The sequence below is a fragment of the Polymorphospora sp. NPDC051019 genome (genome assembly GCF_040683055.1).
Lineage (GTDB): Bacteria > Actinomycetota > Actinomycetes > Mycobacteriales > Micromonosporaceae > Polymorphospora > Polymorphospora lycopeni.
In genome coordinates, this window is the sequence record NZ_JBFBCH010000023.1 from 12,506 (window position 1) to 34,466 (window position 21,961).

The 21,961-nt window shown below is 67.4% G+C and carries 18 protein-coding genes; 6 read left to right on the top strand and 12 right to left on the bottom strand.

Features of this window, described 5'->3' with window-relative positions; translation table 11 throughout:
* Positions 1-153 precede the first annotated feature (153 nt).
* On the top strand, positions 154-1,401 hold the full coding sequence (locus tag AB0M79_RS29975) for an IS256 family transposase (protein WP_364220080.1): 1,248 nt from the start codon (positions 154-156) through the stop codon (positions 1,399-1,401).
* A gap of 27 nt (positions 1,402-1,428) precedes the next feature.
* Here the strand turns inward: AB0M79_RS29975 and AB0M79_RS29980 are convergent, their stop codons facing one another.
* Positions 1,429-1,668 (bottom strand): hypothetical protein, encoded by a 240-nt coding sequence (locus AB0M79_RS29980; RefSeq protein WP_364220083.1) that lies wholly within the window; start codon positions 1,666-1,668, stop codon positions 1,429-1,431.
* 335 nt (positions 1,669-2,003) lie between these two features.
* Here AB0M79_RS29980 and AB0M79_RS29985 point away from each other — a divergent pair, with 335 nt between their 5' ends.
* A complete protein-coding gene (locus AB0M79_RS29985) occupies positions 2,004-3,071 on the top strand; it encodes a hypothetical protein (RefSeq protein WP_364220086.1) in 1,068 nt (355 codons plus the stop codon).
* Positions 3,072-3,275: 204 nt separating this feature from the next.
* Here AB0M79_RS29985 and AB0M79_RS29990 read toward each other — a convergent pair whose 3' ends face one another.
* The 9 genes from AB0M79_RS29990 to AB0M79_RS30030 all read right to left on the bottom strand — a co-directional run bounded on the left by AB0M79_RS29990 (position 3,276) and on the right by AB0M79_RS30030 (position 10,348).
* The gene (locus tag AB0M79_RS29990) at positions 3,276-3,776 is read right to left on the bottom strand and encodes a lantibiotic dehydratase (RefSeq protein ID WP_364220304.1); all 501 of its coding nucleotides are present in this window, start codon (positions 3,774-3,776) and stop codon (positions 3,276-3,278) included.
* A 118-nt stretch (positions 3,777-3,894) separates the two neighbouring features.
* A complete protein-coding gene (locus AB0M79_RS29995) occupies positions 3,895-4,029 on the bottom strand; it encodes an FxLD family lanthipeptide (RefSeq protein ID WP_364220089.1) in 135 nt (44 codons plus the stop codon).
* Between the two features lie 209 nt (positions 4,030-4,238).
* Entirely contained in the window at positions 4,239-5,324 is a 1,086-nt protein-coding gene (locus AB0M79_RS30000; RefSeq protein ID WP_364220092.1) for a DUF6086 family protein, read from the bottom strand.
* Positions 5,321-6,598, bottom strand: a complete 1,278-nt coding sequence (locus tag AB0M79_RS30005) for a Scr1 family TA system antitoxin-like transcriptional regulator (RefSeq protein WP_364220095.1) — start codon at positions 6,596-6,598, stop codon at positions 5,321-5,323. Before AB0M79_RS30005 ends, AB0M79_RS30000 begins: the two co-directional genes overlap by 4 nt.
* Before the next feature lie 71 nt (positions 6,599-6,669).
* Positions 6,670-6,975 (bottom strand): hypothetical protein, encoded by a 306-nt coding sequence (locus tag AB0M79_RS30010; RefSeq protein WP_364220098.1) that lies wholly within the window; start codon positions 6,973-6,975, stop codon positions 6,670-6,672.
* 393 nt (positions 6,976-7,368) lie between these two features.
* Positions 7,369-7,524, bottom strand: coding sequence for a hypothetical protein (locus tag AB0M79_RS30015; protein WP_364220101.1), 156 nt, complete (start codon positions 7,522-7,524; stop codon positions 7,369-7,371).
* Positions 7,521-8,330 carry a methyltransferase domain-containing protein gene (locus AB0M79_RS30020; RefSeq protein ID WP_364220103.1) on the bottom strand — a complete coding sequence of 270 codons (810 nt, stop codon included), beginning with the start codon at positions 8,328-8,330 and terminating at the stop codon, positions 7,521-7,523. Before AB0M79_RS30020 ends, AB0M79_RS30015 begins: the two co-directional genes overlap by 4 nt.
* Before the next feature lie 93 nt (positions 8,331-8,423).
* Entirely contained in the window at positions 8,424-9,431 is a 1,008-nt protein-coding gene (locus tag AB0M79_RS30025) for an ABC transporter substrate-binding protein (RefSeq protein WP_364220106.1), read from the bottom strand.
* A gap of 98 nt (positions 9,432-9,529) precedes the next feature.
* Positions 9,530-10,348, bottom strand: coding sequence for an SAM-dependent methyltransferase (locus tag AB0M79_RS30030; RefSeq protein WP_364220109.1), 819 nt, complete (start codon positions 10,346-10,348; stop codon positions 9,530-9,532).
* 445 nt (positions 10,349-10,793) lie between these two features.
* On the opposite strand from AB0M79_RS30030, the gene AB0M79_RS30035 reads away from it, so the two are divergent.
* Positions 10,794-11,798 (top strand): hypothetical protein, encoded by a 1,005-nt coding sequence (locus AB0M79_RS30035; protein WP_364220112.1) that lies wholly within the window; start codon positions 10,794-10,796, stop codon positions 11,796-11,798.
* Positions 11,799-11,810: 12 nt separating this feature from the next.
* Positions 11,811-12,740: an inositol monophosphatase family protein gene (locus AB0M79_RS30040; RefSeq protein WP_364220115.1), complete on the top strand. Its 930-nt coding sequence runs from the start codon at positions 11,811-11,813 to the stop codon at positions 12,738-12,740.
* Positions 12,741-13,628: 888 nt separating this feature from the next.
* On the opposite strand, the gene AB0M79_RS30045 is transcribed toward AB0M79_RS30040, so the two are convergent.
* Both AB0M79_RS30045 and AB0M79_RS30050 read right to left on the bottom strand, forming a co-directional pair.
* Positions 13,629-15,617, bottom strand: a complete 1,989-nt coding sequence (locus AB0M79_RS30045; RefSeq protein ID WP_364220118.1) for a hypothetical protein — start codon at positions 15,615-15,617, stop codon at positions 13,629-13,631.
* A gap of 228 nt (positions 15,618-15,845) precedes the next feature.
* The gene (locus tag AB0M79_RS30050; RefSeq protein WP_364220121.1) at positions 15,846-17,618 is read right to left on the bottom strand and encodes an Hsp70 family protein; all 1,773 of its coding nucleotides are present in this window, start codon (positions 17,616-17,618) and stop codon (positions 15,846-15,848) included.
* 520 nt (positions 17,619-18,138) lie between these two features.
* Here AB0M79_RS30050 and AB0M79_RS30055 point away from each other — a divergent pair.
* Together AB0M79_RS30055 and AB0M79_RS30060 are read left to right on the top strand one after the other, a co-directional pair.
* Positions 18,139-20,766: a BTAD domain-containing putative transcriptional regulator gene (locus AB0M79_RS30055; RefSeq protein WP_364220124.1), complete on the top strand. Its 2,628-nt coding sequence runs from the start codon at positions 18,139-18,141 to the stop codon at positions 20,764-20,766.
* Complete coding sequence (locus tag AB0M79_RS30060) at positions 20,763-21,680, top strand: DUF2637 domain-containing protein (protein WP_364220127.1); 918 nt, start codon at positions 20,763-20,765, stop codon at positions 21,678-21,680. The genes AB0M79_RS30055 and AB0M79_RS30060 overlap by 4 nt, the downstream gene beginning before the upstream one ends.
* Positions 21,681-21,961 lie beyond the last annotated feature (281 nt).

Below are 21,961 nucleotides of genomic sequence, written 5' to 3' on the forward strand. Positions count from 1 at the left end.
AGTAGGTTCTGTGCCCTGAGGCTGCGCGGGCGAAAGGTCACGTCCACGGGAGTGGTGTACGGCGGTCGGGTCCTTGACTCGCCCGTAACGAGATGAACGGCCATCGGATTGATCCTTCAGAGACCGACCAAGATCTTGAAGGAGACCGCACCGATGACCGCATTAGAGAGTGTGAACCCTGCCGACCTGCTGCGCCAGCAACTGGCCGAGGGCGACCCGGACGTGTTGGCGGCGATGGTGACCGCGTTCGCGAACGCGTTGATGTCCGCCGACGCCGACGCTGTCTGCGGGGCCGACTACGGCCAACGCAGCCCGGACCGGACGAACTCGCGTAACGGCTACCGGGCCCGACAGTGGGACACCCGGGCCGGAACAGTGGAGTTGGCGGTGCCGAAACTACGGCACGGCTCGTACTTCCCGGACTGGCTGCTGGAACACCGACGCCGCGCCGAGCAGGCCCTCGTGACGGTCGTGGCCACCTCCTACCTGCTCGGGGTGTCGACCCGCAGGGTCGAGAAACTCGCCGAGCAGCTCGGCGTCACCAGGCTGTCGAAGTCGCAGGTGTCACAGATGGCGCAGCACCTCGACGCCCAGGTCGAGGCGTTCCGTAGCCGGCCGTTGGACTCCGCCCACTACACGTTCGTGGCGTTGGACGCGCTGACGATGAAGGTCCGTGAGGACGGCCGCACGGTCAATGTCGCCTGCCTGGTCGCGGTCGGCGTCAACGCCGACGGCCACCGCGAGGTCCTCGGCCTGGACGTGTGCGCCAGCGAGGACGGCGCCGGCTGGGTCGCGTTCCTACGCGGCCTGACCGCCCGCGGTCTCAAAGGCGTCCGCCTGGTCATCTCCGACGCCCACCACGGCCTCGTCGACGCGATCGGCTCCGCCCTACCCGGCGCGTCCTGGCAACGCTGCCGCACCCACTACCTACGCAACCTGCTCACCAAGGTCCCCAAAAGCGCCCAGCCGTGGGTCGCGACGATGGTCCGCACCATCTTCGACCAGCCCGACCCCGGCGAGGTCCGCGCCCAGTACGCCCGCGTCGTCGACACCATCAACGCCAAGTACCCCACCGCCGCCGAACACCTCGACACCGCCCGAGAGGACCTCCTCGCCTTCACCAACTTCCCACACGAGATCTGGCGCCAGATCTGGTCCAACAACCCACAGGAACGGCTGAACAAGGAAATCCGCCGCCGCACCGACGTCGTCGGGATCTTCCCCAACAGGGCCGCCGTCATCCGCCTCGTCGGAGCCGTCCTGGCCGAACAGACCGACGAATGGACCGAACAACGCCGCTACATGGGACCCGAACTCCTCACCAAAGCCCGCCAGGAAACCCCCGAAGACCAACACCCCGACACCGTGCCGCAACCCAAACCCGCACTGACCACCGCATAAGCTCATCCCAGAATCAACCGGTGGCCGTCAGCTCTTACACCACCACCGTGGACGTGACCCGGCGAAAAAGCTCAACTGTGCCGAGATGGCTCCGTCCACCGCGCCTGGAAGACGCGCGAACTCCCGCCACATCCGCTCCCGCTCCGCCTCGGGTATGAACAATTCGTCAGTGCCCCACACCTTGTCGCGCAGGCGGAGATGGATGCCGCGCTGATGCGCCACGCGGCGCAGCGGCTCGCCGCGTTGCAGGCCCGGATCGATGCACACCTGGGCTAGTACTCCAGCCGCCCTTCCGTCCGTGACGTCTGCCCTGTCAGCGGCTGTCTGTGATGCGATCTCACCGGTCGAGGGGCGAGTATGAGCAGGTCAAGCGCCGTGCGGTCGCCCGTTCGGGGCGCGGTTCGGTTCTCCACCGAAGGCGCCAACCTGCGCCCCCGTCGTACGAGTCCGTCTCATGCCTCGGCTCCGTAGTAACTGACTGGAAGTCCTCGCCCCTCTAGGCCACGATTGACATCGACTAGCTCACCCCGAGCCTCCCGCGCTCGGCGACCGGAGATCTGCCAGCGATAGTCACCCGCAAGGCAGAGCGAAAGTGAGGCTTCGTGACCACCCAGGAAACCCCTGATGTTGCGGGAGAAGGATCCAGCGCTGGCAACCGGCTCACCACCATCATCCGATTCGCCTTGCGAGGCATATGGGTCGAACCCGGCGCCCTCGGCAGCCAATACACGTGGGAGACCGATGAATACCACGGCACCCTCACCCTGCCCCGCCACCCCAACGACTTCCTCAGAGACGACGAGCCTGAGGTAGGGCCGGTTCCCGCTGTCACTCGTGCGCCCGTCTTCTCCGGCAGCGGCAGCCATCCGGCAGCCGTCGTGCACCTCGTCGAAGTCCGCGTCGCTTTCAACGGGCCTCTCTGGCTCACCGACAGGGAGCGATGGCTGGAGGACAAGAAGCAGGCCACCGCGGATACCACTAGCTCGCGCCATGAGTACGAGAGCCGAACTGAGCAGCTCTGGACCCGTGGCCGGGACGTCGCTGAACGACTGACCCATGCCTGGTTGGCCCACGTTCGCACCATCTCGGAACAGCCCTGGCTGGGCATCACCGCCGAGATCCCACAGCAGTATGGCCGAAGCCGGCTGGTTGACGAAGCCACCGGCGTCGGCTTCCTGGCATTCGGTCCCAAACAATCCCTAACCCTGCGCCACGGTGGGCTCGCGCTCTCTATTGACCAGCTCAACCGCGCACGCGACTTGGTGCTCATCGGCGAACCGCCCGCAGCCGAAGCTCTGCTCGCCGACGCGCGTTTCCTGGCCAGCGGAGCCGACACCGTTGACGCGCAACGCGCTGTCCTGGTGGCCGCCATCGCTTGCGAGATGAAGGCAAAGCGGGTGGTCATCGAGCGAGCCAAACCTGAGCATCGCCAAGGGCTTGGCGGGGTGTCTGACCTCGACGAGGTCATCGACCGGTTCTATCAACAAGCCTTCGGGGTGTCCCTCAGGCTGTCGAACCAAGCCCTGTTCACCAAGGCCAAGCGGCTCAGAAAGCTACGAAACAAGATCGCACATGAGGGTGAAGCGGTCGACCGCGACGAATGCAATCAACTCGTGCTCGCCGCGACCCAGATCTTCGACTGGCTGGACGCGATCCAACCCACGCCGTAGGAATTTGCTGCCGCCCTTCCGCTCGTGGCCGGCGCCGCTGGTCGGTGCTCCTCGTGGCGCCTCTGGAAACGCCGTCCGCCCGTGCCCCTTACACCTAGAGCACTTCTAGCGACAAGATCACGGAGAGTATGGCAGCGACCACCACTGTCGACAACGGACAGAGGTGGGCCTCGGGCGCCGCAACGTCATGCCGTCACCTCTGCTCTAATGACGGCTCGACTTGGTCCCGCTGTCAGGGCTGGCCGGGTCGACGGCCAGCGACGCGGACAGCAGCCCGCCCGAGCCCGGCATGACCGGCGCGGCGGCAGCGGGCGGCCATGCGCCTCGTGCGGCCACCGCGGCCGGCACGGGGGCGGGCGCGGTGGTGGAGGCGACCGGTAAGACGACCTCGTGGGCGCGGCCGGACAGCCACCCGAAGTCGCGCGGCGTTGCCGCTTCCACGACGGTGACCGGCCCGGCACTGGCGCCCAGGTGGGCGCGCAGCAGGGCTCGGTCCATAGGCTGATCGAGGTCGAGCCGCAGCCGCTGGTCGCCGCTACCGACCTGTACCCAGCCCGGCAGCCGCAGCCTGGTCCGCAGGGCCTCCCAGGTTGTCGACCATTCGCGGTCGCTCGCATCGGTAGCCGGCAGCCTGGCCGGGTCGATTCGCCACCGCGCGGCTGTCAGTAGCACCTTGCCGTACCGCAGCGCGGGCCGAAACGGCAGGCAGGAACATGCTGCCTCCTGCCGTCACGACCTGGTTCTCGCTGTTGAAGCTGCTCGATGTATGCCGGTTCCGGCAGGCGTCGGGTGGCCGCCCGCCGGAACCGGCTGAACGGCGCGACTAGCAGTCGCTGCCCTTGACGGTGTCGCAACCGTCGTCGGTGTCGGCCAACAGCGCCGCAGCGACCGGGCCCTCGGTCACGATCTCCACGTCCAACTCGAACGGGTCGTCGCTGATGGCAAGCAGGTTGTCCATGTGTACCTCCAGAAGGGACTTGGATGACGGGTGGGCAGGTAGCCCCCGCAGCTACCTGCACGACCGGTTGTTCAAGCGGATCGGATCTTGTAGGACGGTTGGCGTCCTGAACACCCGCTCCAGGCGGCGTGGGTTCGACTCGTGCCATAGGCACAGGTACGACATCGTGTTCGCAGGCCCGGTCGCGGATGGACTTGTGCGGTGATAGGTCAGGGCTGCGGCGCTGACGTGCCAGCATGGGACTGACGTGGGGTGCGTCGGATGGTGACCTGGGCGTCGGGGTGGTTGTCGGTGAACCACTGTTCGAGTTCGGGTCCGTCGAGCAGGTGGGGGTTGTCGGTGTCGCTGACGTCGCACGGTCCCCAGATGCAGCCAATCGCGCCGTCGAACCGGGCGCCGGCGATCTTGGCGCCGTCGAGGCTGATCCATCCGTTGTCGAATCTGGCGGCGTGCAGGCTCGCGCCGCGCAGGTCGGCTCCGTTGAGAGTGGCGAGGTGGAGGGCGGCGCCGGACAGGTCGGCGTCGCGCAGGTCGGCGTCGAATGAGGAGATGTTGCGCAGGTCGGCGGCGCGCAGGATGGTGCCGCGTGCCGACACCTTGTACAGGTCGGCTTTGCGGAGGAAGGCGCCGGTCAGGTCGGCACGGTCGAGGCGTCCTTGGGTGAGATTGGCCTTGTAGAGGCGGGTGTCGCGGAGTGAGACGCCTTCGAGGTTGCAGTCGCCCAGCCACGCGTCGTCCAGGGGCATGCCGTCCAGGACAGCGCCGCGCAGATCGATGTCGTAACCGCCGCCGAAGAAGGTTGGTATGTAGTCGCTGCTGCCTTCGCGTAGTCGGGTGTGGGCGGTGTCGATGTAGTCGGCGAGGAACTCGGCGCCGAACGGGTCGGTCGGCCACCGTTGTGGTTCCCAGGTGAGGAAGGCGCGGACGTAGTCGGTGAGCCGGGCGGTGTGGTCGACCGCCGGACGGGGGTGGTTGTGATCGATGACCTGGATGTTGGTGTAGCCGGGTAGCGGCGTCTCGCCGAGGAACTTGGCGCGGGCGACGCAGAGCCAGCCGGCGGCCAGGGCCCACCGGCAGTCGTGGCGGGAGGCGTCGAACCAACGGGTGACGGCGGCCACGAAGACGACGAACTGTTCCAGATCAACGACGTACTCGTCCTGGTGCGGCGGCGCGATGCCCGAGGGGGTGGCGGTGATCTGCGCGAGGGTTTGCGCTGTCCCGGCGAACAGGGCCGCCATCGAGTTGGAGGGATTCCACAGCGTCTTGCCGTCAGTCGTCTGGAAGGACCGGCTCATCGGTTCTCCCTCCTGGCCTGGGCTGGTGCCTGGGTAGGCGGCGTGGGGTGTGCGTTGTTAGTGGTGCGCGGGGGCGCTGCGGTAGCGGCGCGGCCGGCTGTCCCGTTCGGTGGGGTGGGTGGGCTGGCCGGGGCAGGCGTGAGGTCGTGGGCGGTGGCGTGGAGGTGGTCGTGGGCGACGACGAACCGCAGACTGCGGGGGTGTTCAAGGTAGAGGCGGCCGGCGAGGCTTTGGGTCACGGCGACGGGTGGGTAGGGGTCGGGCATGTCGAAGACGGTGAACGGCGTGTCGTAGCGTGCGACGATTCCGTCTCCGTCGGGCAGGACGCGGATGGTGTAGCGGGGCTGGTTGGCGATTTTGTGGAGGTGGGCGACCTGCTGCTCCATCAGGTGGGCGTCGCCGACCTGGGCTCGTAACGCGGTTTCGGTGATCACGGCGGACACTCGGGTTTTCCCGTCCTGGAACGCGCGGCGGCGGGCAGCGTGGGCGGTGACGGCGGCCTGGTGTTCGGGGGTGGGTTGGCGGATGCCCATCTGGGTTTCGATGAGACGGGCGGCGTACTCGGGGGTTTGGAGCAGGTCCGGGATACGGCCGGTGGCGTAGTAGCGGATCTGGACGGCGCGGGTCTCGAGCCAGGCGAGGTTGACGTAGGGGCGGTAGTCCAGTTCGTCGCCGAAGTCGACATCCCAGTGGTCACCGTGGCGGGCGTCGAGGGCGAGGGAGCACAGCAGGTCGCGCTGGCGGTCGTCGAAGACGTGGTAGAGGTCGAGTAGTGCGGTGACGGTGTCGTACTTGAGTTTGAGTTCGCCGCGTTCGAACCGGCCAACGCTGCTCCAGTCGACGCCGAGCTGCGTACCGACCTGTTGCAGGGTGAGCCGGCGGTCGACGCGTAGCTGACGGAGCTGTTCGGCCAGCCACTGGCTGCGGACGGTCGGCCGGTGACGTTCGGGGAAGGGCACAGCGTTCTCCTGCTGGTCCGGGCTACTCGGCGGGATGTCGTCGCGCTCCCACGCGTCGCGGCGATGTGTGTCGTTGGCGAGGTGCAGCAGCGTGGCGCGGCGGCGACCGTCGGTGAGCTGGTAGACGTCGAGTAGCGAGGCGACTCCGTCGAGAAACGGCCACTCGCCCTTTTCTCGTCTGGCCAGTGCCGAGTGGTCGATGCCGAGGTGCCAGCTGGCGGTCTTCAGGGTGACGCCGCGTTCTTTGCGCAGGCGGCGCATCTGCTCGGCGAGCCACCGTGCGCGCAGGCTGGTCGGCGGCCGCTTGTATGGCACGACACTGCTCCTTGAGGAGATAGGGCGTTTCCAGGGGCGGGCTGGGTGTGGCCGGAGGCATCTGTGTGCCTTCAAAGCCGCCGGCCACTGTGGCGGGCCCTGCCAGTTGCGGGATCCGCGTCGACGGGTGCTGCGCTGGCCAGGGTCTTGTTGGGCAGGGGGATCAGGCTGCCGACGGGGCGGGAGCTTCGGTGGTCGAGGCCCTGACGGGTCGTCGCCGGTTCGCGGGTGTCGGGTCGGTGCAGCAGTTCACACAGGGTGTAGGTTCCGCCGAGGTGTCGCGGGGTGACCACCCGGCCGTCGTCGAGCAGGAGCGGCCCGCCGGTGACGAGAGGCGACTGGTCGGACTCGGGTTCGTTCGATGGGTCTGGCGCCATGGTGCACCTCTGCTGACGGATCGATGATGGCTTGGACGGGCATGGAGGCGTTTGTCGGACTCGCTGGGGTTGTCAGGCCAACGCGGTCGGTCCATGACGGTGGTGCTCTGTGGTGGGCAGGTGTGGACGAGAGGACGTGGCGAGGACGGTCGAGAGGTCGGCTCGGACACCGACTGGTCCCCGGAGTGCGAGCCGAGGAAGCGGCCCGCACCTGGGTTTCCTCCTTGGCTGGCCAGGCACGGCCAGCGGCAGGTAGACGATGGCGCTGGCCGGTGGGCTTGGGAAACCCATCGGCCAGCGACCGGAGACGTGCCGGCGTGATACGGGCCGGACGGCTCGCACCATCCATTCGGCGGGGGCCAAAGGGTGGATGGCAGTCCTGCGCGGGTCAGGTCAGGTATAGCCCTGACGCTGCCGGCCGTACGTCGCGGTACCGCTGGCGAACGCGCTGGTTCCGGCCTGCGCCGGCAGCTGCGGAACCTGCTTCGCGACGGCTGGCGGCGTGCCGACGATCGGCGAAGCAATGGTTGCCGCACGGCGGGTGGTCACGGCTTGCGACCGCTGACCGAGTAGAGCTGGTGGCCGCGTACGACGAGGCCGGCGTCGGAACTGATGAGCAGGCGTTCGACGCGGGTGAGGTCGGCGTCGGTCAGGCCGGCGGCGCGCAGTCGGTCGCGGTGTTCGGCGATCGCGGTCAGGGCGAGGATCAGCCCGGGGCTGCCGGAGTGCCAGACGGGGGCGTTGATGACCGTGTCCACATCGTGTAGTCCGGCGCGCCGCATCTGCTGGTGCAGGCGCAGCGCCCATTGCGGGTCGGAGCCGGCGGCCTGGAAGACGCGCTGGTTGACCGCGCGCTGGTAGGCGGTGAACAGGTCCCGGTCGTCGTCGGTGGCCGCGTCGAGGACGACGGCGTCGGCGGTGGCGTGCCAGTCCTCGATCACCAGGACACCGCCAGGAGCGAGGGCGGCCGCGAGGATGGCGAGGAGTTGCTCCCGCTGTGGCAGGTGCATAAGGACCAGGCGGGCGTGGATGAGGTCGAACGGGCCGTCGGGAAGCGGATCGGTGGTGATGTCGTGCCGGAGCACGGTCAGCCGCGGGTGCGAACCGATGTGCCGCGGCTTGAGGTCCGTCGCGGTGACGCTGCCGGCCGGACCGACCTGAGCGGCCAGCCAGACCGCGATCTCGCTGCCGCCGGCACCGATCTCCAGGCAGCGCTTACCGGCCAGGCCCAGATGGTGCAGCCGGCCGATGGTGAAGTCGTCCAGGGCCCTGGCAAGCGCGGACAGGTGCCGGCGGGCAGACGGCTGGTCGTTGTCGTAGGCGTAACCGTGTTGTGTGACAGTCGCGTCGGTCATGACGAAGCACTCCAGATGAGAGGCGGGTGGGCCGGGAATTTGCCGGCCGGAGGCGCCCAGGAACTCCCGGCCCACCCTGCTGGGGAGGAAAGATCAGGCGGGGACGAACCCGGTCGCTACCACATCCGTGGGCGTCAGACCGGCCGGGATCACGCCAGCACCCTGGAGTACGGCGATGGCGCGGGCGATCCGTTCCGGGTCGAGGACGCCGGCGCGGGCGTTCGACAGCACATACGGCTGCATCAGGGCGACCTCCTGCGCGGCCGCGGCCGGGTCGGCGGAGGGTACGTGTTTGTGCAGGATCTGGCCGGCCTCGTCGGGGTGGTCGATGGCGTAGACGAGTCCTTCGAGGAGGGCTTCGCTGAACCGGCGTACCAGGTCCGGATCCTCGTCGATCAACCGGGTCGGGGCGATGAGTGCGTTGCCGTACAGGTCGGCGATGACATCGGAGTACGGCAGCAGATGCACCGGCCGCCCTTGGGCGGCTTTCTCGACGGTGCCGCGGGCGACAGTGAACTGGCCGATACCGTCGACCTTGCCCGAGGCGAGAGTGGCCGGGGTCTGCTGCGCCGGCACGTTCACCCACTGCACCCTCGCCGGGTCGATACCGGCGAGCTTGGCGTAGGCAGGCCACAACAGCATCGGCGCACCACCAGGTACCCCGCCGATCCGCTTCCCGACCAGGTCCGCCGGCACGCTGATCCCCGACTCCCGCAGGACGGTGATGGAGTTCAGGGTGCGTTGCTGGATCGCCGCGACCGCCCGCACACCACCCTTGTGGTTCCCCTCCCCGAGCATGACCATCACCCCGGACAGGTCGTTCGCGGAGAACTGCGCCTGCCCGGCCGCCAACAGCTTCAGGTTGTCGGCCGACCCCTGCCCGGGCTTGATCTCGACCTCGATCCCACGGTCGCGGAAGAAGCCCTTCTCCAGGGCGACCCAGGCGTACGCCTCCCGACCGAAGGACGCCACCGCGGTCAGGTACGTCACCCGGTCCACGCCGTCCGGCGCCTTCGCGGGCGTGCCGGTGGTGCAACCCGTGAGAGCCAGCAGGCCGACCACCGCCGCAGCGCCTACGCGGCGCACGATTCTGATACTCACTTATCCTCCCCAGATGGATAAAACAGGCGCGCGATGGGCGCGCCGATCCACCGACCAGACCCTGCGGACTTCTGCCGCCGGCCCCCGACCGGTGACAGCTACACAGATCCCCGCAGACCCACACCGGCCCAGATCGGCACCGGGCCCAGGTCCGCGGACTCCTCGAGGTCTTCCGGCTCCGGCGACCACTGGTCGACCGGCATCACCCCCGGCGGCAGCAACTCCCAGCCCGCGAACAGATCGGCCACCTGGCCACGGCTGCGGAACGTCAACGGCGATCCCGTCGACTGCCGGTACCGCTGGACCACCCCGACGGTCTCCCGCGTCATCTGCGCCGGCGTGGTCAGGTGCGACACCACCAGGTAGCTGCCCGGCACCGTGACCTTCCGGAACCGGTCGAGGATCCCGGCCGGGTCGTCGTCGACGAAGTGCAGCACCGCCACCGCCAACACACCGACGGGCCTGGAGAAGTCGATCAGCCGCCGGGTCTCGGGAGCCTCGAGGATTGTCTTTACGTCGCGGACGTCGGCCTGGACGACCGCCGCCTCATCCACGTCGGCAAGGAGGTACCGGCTGTACCCGACCGCCACCGGATCCACATCGACATACACGACCCGACCGTCAGGGTTCGCGGCATGCACGATCTCGTGCACGTTCCCAACGGTCGGTAGTCCGGAACCGAGGTCGACACACTGGTCGATGCCCTGGTTCAACAGCTCCAGCACCGCTCGGCGGAGGAACCTCCGGTTCGCCCGCGCGTAACGAGCGGCCTGCGGCTCCGCCGCAACCATCCGGTCAGCCAGTACCCGGTCAACCTCGAAGTTCGCCGACCCACCAAGCAGCACATCGTAGACACGCGCCGCACTCGGACGCTCCCTGTCCACTCCCGACGGAAGATCACCTGGCGCGTCAGGCATGATCAGGAAATCCCCGCTGCGCCGGGTAATGCAACCGCCTCGAACAAACGGACGTCATCCCAGTTCCCTCCTCCGATGTTGATTCGCGTTGGACATGGAAGGCCGCCAACAGAAGACGATCCGGAGTGGATCTCTGCGAACGCATGCGTCGACGATGCCAACAGTTGCCGATCTAGACACCTCAGTGATGGAGCGTTGACGCTCGGATTCATAGGCGGCCCTGACCTGCAGGTTCACAACGCCGCTTCCAAGTTGCCCATTCGGATGGGCGATGCGGTAGCGTGTTGTGGGCTACGTTCGCAACGGACCGCGGTCGGAGGTAGAGAGATTGGGCGCACTACCCCATTCGAGCGGTAGCCCCCAGGTTCGCGGGCGCGAACTCGCTCGCCAAGGCAAAGAGCTGTGGCGGGAGCTAGGTTCAGTCAAGCTCACTGCGGTTGAACTCATGAACCGCCACCGAGATCTCTCCAGCATTCAAGCATTTAGGTATGCGGCCGGCCTATCCCAAGATCAGGCAGCCGCCCGATACAATGAGACGGCCGGCCATCAAACCAGCATTGGTGGCACGACCGTCAATGCTTGGGAGACGTGGGCTCGCCTACGAGGTGCGGGATCCCCACCAACATTCTCTAGCCTACTCATCCTCGCTACCGCTTACGGTCGCGGACCGCTCGGCGTCGCCGATGAGAATGTCTCGCCAGGAGATCTGGTTGCGGAGGCATACGAGCGGCTGGCGCCTGAAGATCAGCTTTCGCTCAAGCGATTCATCGAGCAAGCAACTCCGATGCAATCTACCATCGGTGCACCACAATTGACCGCAGGCCGTTTCCCTTCGCCCACGATGGACATGATCGGGCCAGACTTCAACCTTCCGGTGCCGACCGTCGAGAACGGCAATCCTCGGGTTCGCACCTTCTCGCTGCCGAATCCATCGCCAGGACAGTTACTCGACCTCCCTTGGGAGGTATTCGGATTCGGCATCGAAAGACTTATGCGTCAGATTAAGAATCTTGGCCGTCGGCTCGATGTTGACATCTGCTTCGGCATCAATGAAGCAGGTTTGGTCATGGCAACCTTCCTCGCCTCTGCTCAATTTGGACGTTGCGCGATCGGCTATCTACGGTGCAACAAAGTCAAAGACGATCTCACACTGGCCCCCCAGTCCCTTTGGCCTCCAGCGCCGGATGCTCCAACAATCGTCATCTGCGACTTCGAGGTTAAGCATGCCGACGTTGTAGGGTTCATTTCAGCCGAACTACGCGCCCGATACCCGGGAGCATCCTTATACTTCGCCGTCTTTGGAGCTATGACCAAAGGGAGAGATTTGGAGGTTTCTGGTTTTGACGACCTAACCGGGGCAAGCATTATGCGGGCGGCTGGATTTGAGGCGGTGTTCATAGCGGCAACCATGAGCCCACCCGGCATCGAGCCACCTCTCGAACTACGCTAAGGACAGAACAGTATGTTATCGCCACCGGCACTTGCAGGACTCGGCGACGATCTCGCCGAGGTCGTCCGATCAGTTATAGCCGAGATTCGCCCCAGATTGATCGAGGCGGCGTTCTCCGGCAATTCTGGTGAGAGCGAGAACGAGCGCCATAGTGACAACTTCCTTTCCGTACACGACCTATGGATGCATGACCGCTACAGAGAACTGCTCTCGGCTCGGCTAGGGTCGTTTGTATATGCCTCGGAAGAGGCGGAGCCCCAGATCGTTGGAGGCGGGCCGGAGCCGGACCTGTGCATCCTCGTTGATCCACTAGACACCAGCGAGCTTGCCGTCCGCGCGCTCAACGGCTACACGCACGTGATGGCATACTCCCGGTCACTGAGGCGGCCGGTCGCATCCGTGGTAGGTGACATCTATCATCACGTGCAGCTATACGTGGCGTCTCGACATGAGGATGGAATAGATCGCGCACACGTAACCACAGCCGATAACAGGCGGCGTCAACTTACGCCCAGATCACCCAAGGGGTTGTCCGAATCTATCGTCACGAACTTCTTAATGCGACCAGTCGAGCGGTTTCTTCCGTTGAGCCAAAAGGGTAAATTGATTGAAGCCCTCGCCATGCCGGGGCTCGACGGCAAACGGCGAGGACGAATTGGACTGGACTTCGGCTCCGTTAGCCTGTGTCACGTTGCTGCCGGGTTCACGGAGGCCGTCGTCGAGTTCGCAAAAGGCTTCGCAATCTGGGATCTAGCACCCGGCCACTATATCCTGACTGCTGCAGGAGGCACCGTGATGGATCTTGAAGGCCGCCCATTATCTCTTGATTATAAACTCGACTCCATATCAGATATTGCGGACGCAATGGAGCGCCGGCAGGCATTCGTAGCGGCAGGAAGCGAGCAATTAGCTCTGGAAATAATAGATACTCTAAAAGAGTGACCCCAAACCAACCCCGGTCAAGCAGGGCCTTCTAATAGATTGCGGCCGAGCTTGTGGAGCAGGTCCAGTTCGACGATTGGGCTGCCCCCGGCGATTGCCACACCTACCGCCGTGACCTGGATCGACACCAGGTCAGCCTGCAACTGATCATGGCTAACGGGCGGTGGCGTAACCTCGCACCGACATACGCTAAGTGAAGCCGCGCGGGCCGCCGTCGCCGAGCCACCGAACTACTCGACATCGGCACGCGAAGAGGCTGACAGGGTCCCCACCTGAATCTGCCCTGAGTCGGTGTGAGTGCCCTCGCCCCACATCCGTCGGTGGTGGCCACCTGGTACGGCTGGCCTCTTCCCTGCTGGCGAGACGTCTCGGCCGCGACCGCGGTCGGTTCGGTCGTACAGTGCGGGGGTGGACATCGCCTACGACTGAGGCCTCGATCAACTCCCCGATCCGGCCGTCGACCGTGCCAGCGAGGCGAATGGGTTGACGCCGGAGCAACTGCCGCAGGTGCGGGGTCTGGTGGCGCGGGCTGGCAGTTGGCCCCGGATGCGCCGGTGTTGGTGTTCCTGCCCCGCTATGAGACCTGGTACGAGCAGGATCCGAGGTCGTTTCAGGTGATACGGGAGCGGACGGTCCGGTCCAGTCCAGTTCCCGGGATGAGGTAGAGAACGATCATGACTGGTCTCTGGCGCGTATCGGATCACCGGCCGGCCACGTGGGCGGTTGTGTCAAGAGGTGGCAGCAGCGAGGTCTGCGCATCTTTGATCATGGTCCGGTAGACGATGCCCATGACCCCCTGGCGGCCGGCGCCGTCTGCGAGGCAGCCCTAGAGAAGATCAGAACCTGGCCCGCGACCCACTGCTGAACCGTCGGGCGGGCATGGTGTGGTCAGTCTGGTTCGATGGCGTGGGCCCTGGCTACCGGGCTGCTGGTCAGGTCGTGCAGGTCGTTGCTGAAGGGCAGGTTCGCGTGGGTGAGTCGTTCGTGGTAAGTGGCGATCAAGGTGGGGATGGCGTCATCTTGGCCGGCTGCGGCCAGAGCTTGAATCGCTTGGTGGTGTAGGTGCTTGTTGAGCGGGTCGAGGGCGATGGCCTGCTGTAGCAGCTTGATTGCGGCGTGTGGGCTGGCGTGGTTGGCGAGGGTTGTGTGGGCATCGATCAGGTGTTGGCGGATCGTCTCGCGGGGTGCTGTCAGCCAGGGCCAGGTTTGGTCTGCGGCGAGTAGGCCCGGTGGCGCATCGATGATGGCCTGCAGTGCCTGGTTGGGTGGTGTGGGTACCGCTGGGTCGCCGGCCGTGTTGATCTTGCAATGAAGTTGCCAGAGGTCGACGTAGATGTGCTCGGGACGTAGTCGATAGCGGTTGCTGTCACGGTCGATGACCTGGGTGCCGGTGGTGGTGTGCAGCATTATCCGGAGTTCGCTGATGGTGGTGTAGAAGCGGCCGGTGACGGTGTGTGGGCGTAGTTGTGGCCAGATGGCTTCGGTCATCTGTTCGCTGGTGAGGCCGCCTGGGTGGACGGCGAGCAGGATCAGGATCTGCCAGGCAGCGTTGCGGCGGACGGTCAGTGGTGTGTCGTTCCAGGTGATCTTCGGTTCGCCGAGGACGGTCAGTCGTAGGCGACTGTCGGCGGGTGGGGGCGGGCCGGTGCCGCTGGCGTGGGGTCTGGTGGTGTGGTCGTCGGCCGGGTTCTCGTGGGGTTCACTGCCGGTCGGGTGGGCGTGCCGGGCGAGGGTGAGCAGGTCTCGGGCGGAGGCTGCGCCTAGTATGCACATCCGTTGTCCGGTCGTGGAGTTGCCGTCCGCGGCGATGTGCCAGGTCGGCGCGCCGGATGCGGGTTCACCGATCAAGACGGTGGTCGCCGGTCGTGAAGGGCTGGTGTGGGGGGCGGGGTGATCGATGATGGCTGGGCCGCTCGAGGCATGGGTCAGTAGCACCAGCGTGGACTTCGCCGGGTGACCCTCGTGTCCGGTCTGAGGTTCGTGGTCGTTGGTGTCTTGGTCGAAGGTGGTCATTGCGTCGTCGAGGGTGTCGCTGACCAGTAGCCCGTGGATGTCCCGCCATGTCCCACCGACGTTGGGGTCGGTGTCTAGCAGGATGTTGATGTCCGAGCTGGTGGTGACGAGCGTGTGGCGGCTGTTGTGCCTGGTCAAAGCTGCGGCGACGAGTAGGCCTCGGCCGGCGTCTGCCGCGCCGGGACCGGTGAGGTGGAGTAGGCCAGGGGGTAGGTCGACCGGGCCGATGACGTCCCCGCCTGGTGGACGTTGTGGTGTCGGTGGCCGCCAGCTTGCCGTTTCGGAGTCGGGTGGGTCGAGCGTGGCTTGGACGGCCGCGACTGTGGCTGGCAACGGGGCCAGGTCGACGTTGCGGGAGTTGGGTATGTAGTCGCGTCGACGCCGGTACCAGATCAGTGCCGCCGCCGACACGACCGCCTGCGCCACCACGTACGGTAGCCAGCCGCCATCCGGCAGCTCCACCCCCACCAGCTGTGCACGGCCCGCATCGCTGTCGTCGGGCCGAGTCGGTGTCGGCCGGTCGGGCTTGTGATCGGCGGGGGTTCCGGTCGCCGGAGACGGCTGTGCGGCAGCGGGCCGGGAAAGGTCCACGCCGGCTGCGGTGAGAACGGTCGCGCCGACGAGGCCGCTCGCCGCTGCCTGTAACGGTGTTGGGACCGGTATCCGGCGCAGCCAGCGCACTGTGCGTTGTAGCCGTACAAGCAGGTGGGCGGCGACCGTCGCGACGATGAGCAGCCACAGTGCCCAGCCGAGCAGTGCGATCGCGACGGCGACGGTTCGTTCGTTCAACGGGTCCGCGATCCACGTCGCCGCCTGGTCCCGGCTGGGCCAGTGCCGGGGCAGCGGCCAGCCGACCAGGTGCACCAGGACGACCGGTGGACCGACCAGCAGGGCGGCGACGGACAGTGCCGTCATCAGGCGTTGAGGCCAGCGCACCGCTAGCACCACCCGCGCGGCACCAGCGTATGGAGCATCGACCGGACTGGCCGGCCCCGGACTCTGTACGAAGCGACTCGGCTGCTACTACGGGTCGTACCCGGTGGTCCAGCCGCGGCGTCCGCCGGTCGTGCCCAGCCGGTGGTCCAGCTTGGTCTACCAGGCATGCTGGTCGGCCTGTGCCGGGCTGCGGACCAGTTGCCACAGTCGTCGTAGCCACCAGACGGTCACCGCGACCACGTACATCACCGCCATCACGCCGGTCGCCTGCACGCTCACCACGATCGCGCAGAACAACGCCAGCAGCGGCGCCACCATCAACCTGGCCAGCCAACCCGACACCACCGCCAACGCCATCCCCAGCCCGAGGAGCAGACCACCGCCCCGGGCCGCAGCCTCCAGGAGCAGCGCTGTATCAGCTGTGCCGCCGGTCGTCATCGCGTACTGCACCAGCATCATCCCGACCGCCGCGGCCACGACCGAGCCTGGCGGGAACGCCAGCCAGCCGTGCCAGCCTGACACCGGGGTGCGGCCCGAGCGTGCGGCGATCAGCGAGCCGATGACGGCTACGGCCGTGATCGGAACGACCGGCCACAGCGACCACCGCAGAAACGGTTCGAGTGGCATCCCGAAGAACAACGCCGCACCGACCCCGTACAACCCGGCGACGGACACGCCCGCGACCGCTGCCGCGACCAGGCCGGTTCCCACCCGTACCCCGACCAGCCGCGTCGGCGGCCCCGATACGGCCAACACCGACGCGAGCACCGCACCAAACGACAGGCACCCGACCACCGCCGCGACAGCGGCTACCGCCAACTCACCCCAGTTCGCCAACAGATACGTCAACGGCGACTTGGACAACCTGGTCCCGTTCTGCAGCTCGGCGGTCGTCACGAAGTGCGCCAACACCACCAGCGACATGAACACCGGTATGGCCGCCCCCACCACCCGCCGCAACGACGGCAACCCCACCCCATCCACCGGCGCACCACCCGCGTTGCCCACACCTGCCGCCGACGGCCCCGGGCCAGGGCTGCCTGCCATCGCAGCGCCGACAACCGCCGCCAACCCCGGCTCTTCCACAGCTACCGGCGCCAGACCGGTGCCTTCGGCGACCGCCTGAACAGCATCCGGCATTACCGCGCCACCACCGACACAGAACACTCCCGCGACCTGGCCGGGCTCGACCTCCGCCGCCGACAACGCCGCACCAGCCACCTCACCCGCCCTGCGCAGCACCGGCCCGGCAATCGACTCCAGCACCCCACCGCTCACTACCATGGCCGGCCACGGCTCAGGCGGGAACACGGTCACCACCGACTGCCGCGACAACATCTCCCGCCCCGACCGGACCGCCACGAACACACCCCACCCACCCGGCTCCGACAACTCCGGCAGCCCCGGATCGGCCCGACGCAACCGGGCCAGTAACAGCTCATCCAAACGCGACCCGCCCGCATCGGCGTCGTACAAGGTAGACAGGACCTCGAAGCCCTGCGGGCCACCACGCAGCACCGTCGCCTCGAACCCGCCACCGAAATCGCACACCAGAAGGAACTGGCCCACCAGAACCCGGGCACCGCCCGCCACGAGCTGGCCGGCGACAGCTACCGGCGCCTCTACCAACACCGGCTGCCCCAGCCCCGCCCGATACGCCGCCTGACGCAACCACGTACGCCGACGAGGACCCCAACCCGCCGGCACCACCAACCGCACCTCACCAACCGGACCACCCACCACCCGCGCCGCCTCAACCGCCACCCGACGCAACACCGCCGCAACCAGATCCAGCACCGCCACCTCGACACCCGCGACCACAGCGGTGTCACCCGTCAGCAGCAGAGGCGCCGCCACGAACCGGCCGGGCTCCATCGACGCCCGCTGCCACGCCACCTCACCGGTGAACACAGTCTCGTCCGGCGCCACCCACACCCCACCCCGCAACATCGGCACACCATCGAACCGCAACACCGTCCACTCGCCACCCGGCCACGCCACCACCCCGACCGTTGACGACGTTCCACAATCGATCGCTAGACGTGCCTCCCCAGGCGTCACCTCACCTTCCTACCCGATGATCGACCCAAACGTCATCCACAAATACGGGCAGTAACGGCTGTTCCAAGCGGCCGTCGTGCCTCGGGTCGCAGCAGCAGCGTCCGCCGATTCACGACATCCAGCGCCGTGTCGCGTCTCGGCGGCAACTGGTCGGCGAACATGCCGGTGAAGGTGTCCTCCCGCAGGTACTGGTCAGCGTGGTGTGAGGTCGTGTGAGGTCCGTGTGAGGTGCTGTGAGGTCAACACCTCTGGCCCCGGCAGGCGTGCCGCCCTAGCGTCGAAGACACGGCGCAACGCCATCGGCGCGATTCCTACCGCCCACCCCTCGACGCTCGGCCTGCACGAGCATGGCCACCAACCGTGAGCGGACCGAAAAAGGAGACCCCGCATGCGGCTGTTCAAAGCAATATGGGACGCAATCATGGTCGGGATGGTGCTGGCCGGGACACCTCTGGTCCTGGTACGCGTGGCCGGACCGCCAATCGTCCGCCTACCCGACCGGCAAACGGTCATCGCCTGGATCGACGAGCCCCTGACAGAAGGGTTCGTCGCCGGCAGCCTCGCCGCCTCAGCCTGGACAATCTGGATACTGCTGGTCGCCGCCGCCATCGCACGACTGGCCATCGGCCTGTCCGCACGCCGACGGTGGCTGGCACAACTACGCCTGCCGGCACCCATGCACAGCCTCGCCGCCACCCTGCTCGGCGCCGCCGCAGTCACTACCGCCACCCCCACCCTGGCACACGCCGGCCCCGTCACCGCCACCGTCGGCGCCGAACCCGACAAGGCCACCGACCTCGCCCGGCACAACCCCGCCCCGTCGCAGGACACGGCCACCGAACGGGACAACACCGCCGAGCACGACACCACGGTCACAGTCCGACGCCACGACACGCTGTGGCGTATCGCCGGCACCCACCTCGACGACCCGAACCGATGGCCCGAGATCCACAACCTCAACAAAACTCGCTACCAGATGCGCGGCGGCCACCACCTGCAACCTGGATGGGTCCTGGCCCTGCCCACCCCACCAACATCCGACCAACCAGCCGAACGCCCGCACGTACCAACCGAACCGGACACCGACCAGCCACCCCGCAACCATCACGACGACGACGTTGCAGAACCTGACACCACACCCTCCACCCCCGAAACAACACCCGACGGCACCGGCACGCGCGACAGTCCCTCCACGGCCAACCGGCCGGGCAAACCGGCGGTACCCGACAACACCCCACCGCCTACCGCCCCACACCAGTCCGCCCTACCCGCCCAGGGATGGATTAGCCTCGGCCTGGCCGCCGCCATCGCCGCCGTGTCCGCCCTGCTGCGCCTGCAACGACGCCGCCGCGCCCGGCTCACCTTTCCCACCCCAGCCAGCATCACGCCGCGACCCGCCCCGCTGTCACCGTCCATGGCCCGGGTCAACACGATCGGCAGCCGCCACCTCGACCTCGACAGCAGCGGCCGACGGCCCGCCACACCCGCCGTGCCGGCCCCGATCGGCGTCGACGCCGAAGCCGCCGAGGTGAGCCTGTTCCACCTGCCCGGTCCCGGTATCGCCCTGCACGGTCAGGGAGCCATCCCGGCGGCCCGCGCCATCCTCGCCGCCGTCCTCACCACCAACGCGACCGAGACCGCCGCCCTGCAGCCCGTGGTCGTCACGACCACCGACCTACTCACCCGACTCCTGCCCGACGACACCCCGGCGGTCGGGCTGGACCCCGACGGCACCGCCTACGACGGCGAACGCCTCGTCGTGCTCGCCGACACCGCCGCAGCCATCACCCACGCCGAAGAGGAGATGATCGGCCGCCGACGACTGCTGGACACCTTCGACGCCCAAACGATCACCGACCTCAACACCCGCAACGACCACGCCGAGACCCAACCCCCGTACGTCCTACTCATCGAGTCCACCAACCGGCACACCGCCCGCCTCCAGGCCATCGCCACCCACCGCGCCACCCTGGACCTCCACCCCGTCATCCTCGGCGCGCAAGACGACCTCCCCACCGTCGAGATCAGCGACGCAGGCACCGTCACGGGCGACTTCCCGTTTCCGGCGGCAAAGCTGTCCACCCTCAACGCGAACGATCTCGCGGACGTCCTCACCATGCTCACCGAGACCCTGGCCCGCCCTGAGCCCGGCACCGACGTCGACGACCCGCCCACCGAGACCTCACCAGCCGCGGCGCCCACCGAGACGACCGAGCCGGTACCAGCCCGGACCGCTGACACGACGGCCCTGGTCCGCCTCCAGGTACTCGGCCCGGTCACCGTCACCACCCGCACCGGCCCCATCGCCACCGGAATGCGCAGCGGCTCCTACACCGTCCTCACCGTCCTGGCCGCCCACCCCGCCGGCCGCACCCTCGACCAGCTCACCGCCGACCTCCACCCCGACATCGACCCCATCGTCGCCGCCAAACGCGTACGAACCGACATCACCACTGCCCGACGAGTCCTGCGGACCGCGACCGGCCACGACGAGCCCATGTTCATCGTCTACGACCCCGCCACCGGCCGATACCACCTCGACCCCGCCACCGTCACCGTGGACCTCTGGCAGATGCTCACCAACATCAACCACGCCGCCACCACCGAGGACGACGAAGAGACGCTCGCCGCGCTACGCCGAGCGACCGACCTATACACGGGTGACTTCGCCGAAGGCCACGACCACCCGTGGGCCACCGACTACGCCACCAGCTACCGACACCAGATCCTGACCGCCCACGCCCGCATCGCCGAAATCCTCGAACCCGACCACCCCGACCAAGCGGTTGCCGCCCTCGAACGCGCCGCCGACCTCGACCCCGTCAACGAGGAACTGCACCAGCGGATCATGCGGATCCACGGCCGCCAGCAACGCCCCGACGCCGTACGACGCACCCTGCGGCGGCTGGAGGAACGCCTCGCCGACCTCGGCGACACCGAACCATCACAGGCAACCCGCCGCGTCGCCGAACGCCAACTCCGACCCGTCGCCCCCATCATCGGAGCGCGGCCATGACCAACACCCAACTCATACGGATGCAGTGGGCGGTACGGGCAACACTGGCCCTCGGCGTAGCGGCCTCGGTCACCGCGAACATCCTGCACGCGCAGGCAAATCCGATCTCCCAGGCCATCGCGGCATGGCCACCCCTCGCGCTACTCATCACCGTCGAACTGGTCACCCGCATACCCGTCCACCGACGCGCGCTCGGCGTCATCCGAATCGTCGCCGCCTCCGCCATCGCCGCCATCGCCGCATGGATCAGCTACCACCACATGGTCGGAGTCGTCGCCCGCTACGGCGAGACGGGCACCGTGCCCTACCTTCTACCGCTCTCGGTGGACGGGTTGATCATCGTCGCGTCGGTATCGCTCGTAGAACTCGCCGCCCGCCGCCGCGAAGCCGAACGCGAACCGCACGCCGTGCCGGCCGAGGCACCACCGGCACCGTCGCCGGCCGGGCGGGCCGGTGCGGCGCCTGTCGAGCCCTCGCCCGGCACCAGCGGATTCCCGCCAGCCGATCAGAGGCCGCTGCCCGAGTGCCCTGCTGTCGACGTCGATGTGGATGTCGACAAGTCGGGCCTTGGTGAGGCTTCTGACACCGCTGAAGGTCGGGAAGGCGACCACGAATCAGACGCCGATGAGGCTGGTCATGACCTCGACACGGAATCTGCCGATGACGAATCGTCCGCCGACACAGACGACGCCGATGTAGACCTTGCCCCGGACCTCGTACCGCTGCTGCCCGCCGCCCGCGCAGCCCGTGACGAGCTAATCCGCGAAGGCCAGACCGTTAGCCGAGATGCCCTCGCACGCCGCATACGCCAGAACGGCCACTCGATCCGCAACAGCGCCGTGTCGGAACTTCTCGCCACGCTACGCCAGGAGGCGTGTTCGGTCAGCGGCTCCCGCCCCACCGCATCGGTATAACGTGCCCACGTCAGGTCACCGCACACGATCAGACGCGCGAGGAGGTCGCACGTGAGCCGAGCCTGCCCGAGCGGCCAGCGCCGCCCGCCCACCGCACCCGCAGCACTGCCCGCCCTGGTGTATCGACTGCCGCCACGATGACGCCGGTCCCTTCTCGCCCCAGGCACTCCTGGACCAAGGTGTGGCCGACACCGTGCACGTCTACGATCAGGCGTGCCTCCTGGTTGAGGCACGCGTGCGGGTCGCGTTCTGGGACAAAGTCCCGAGCTGGATCGGCACCG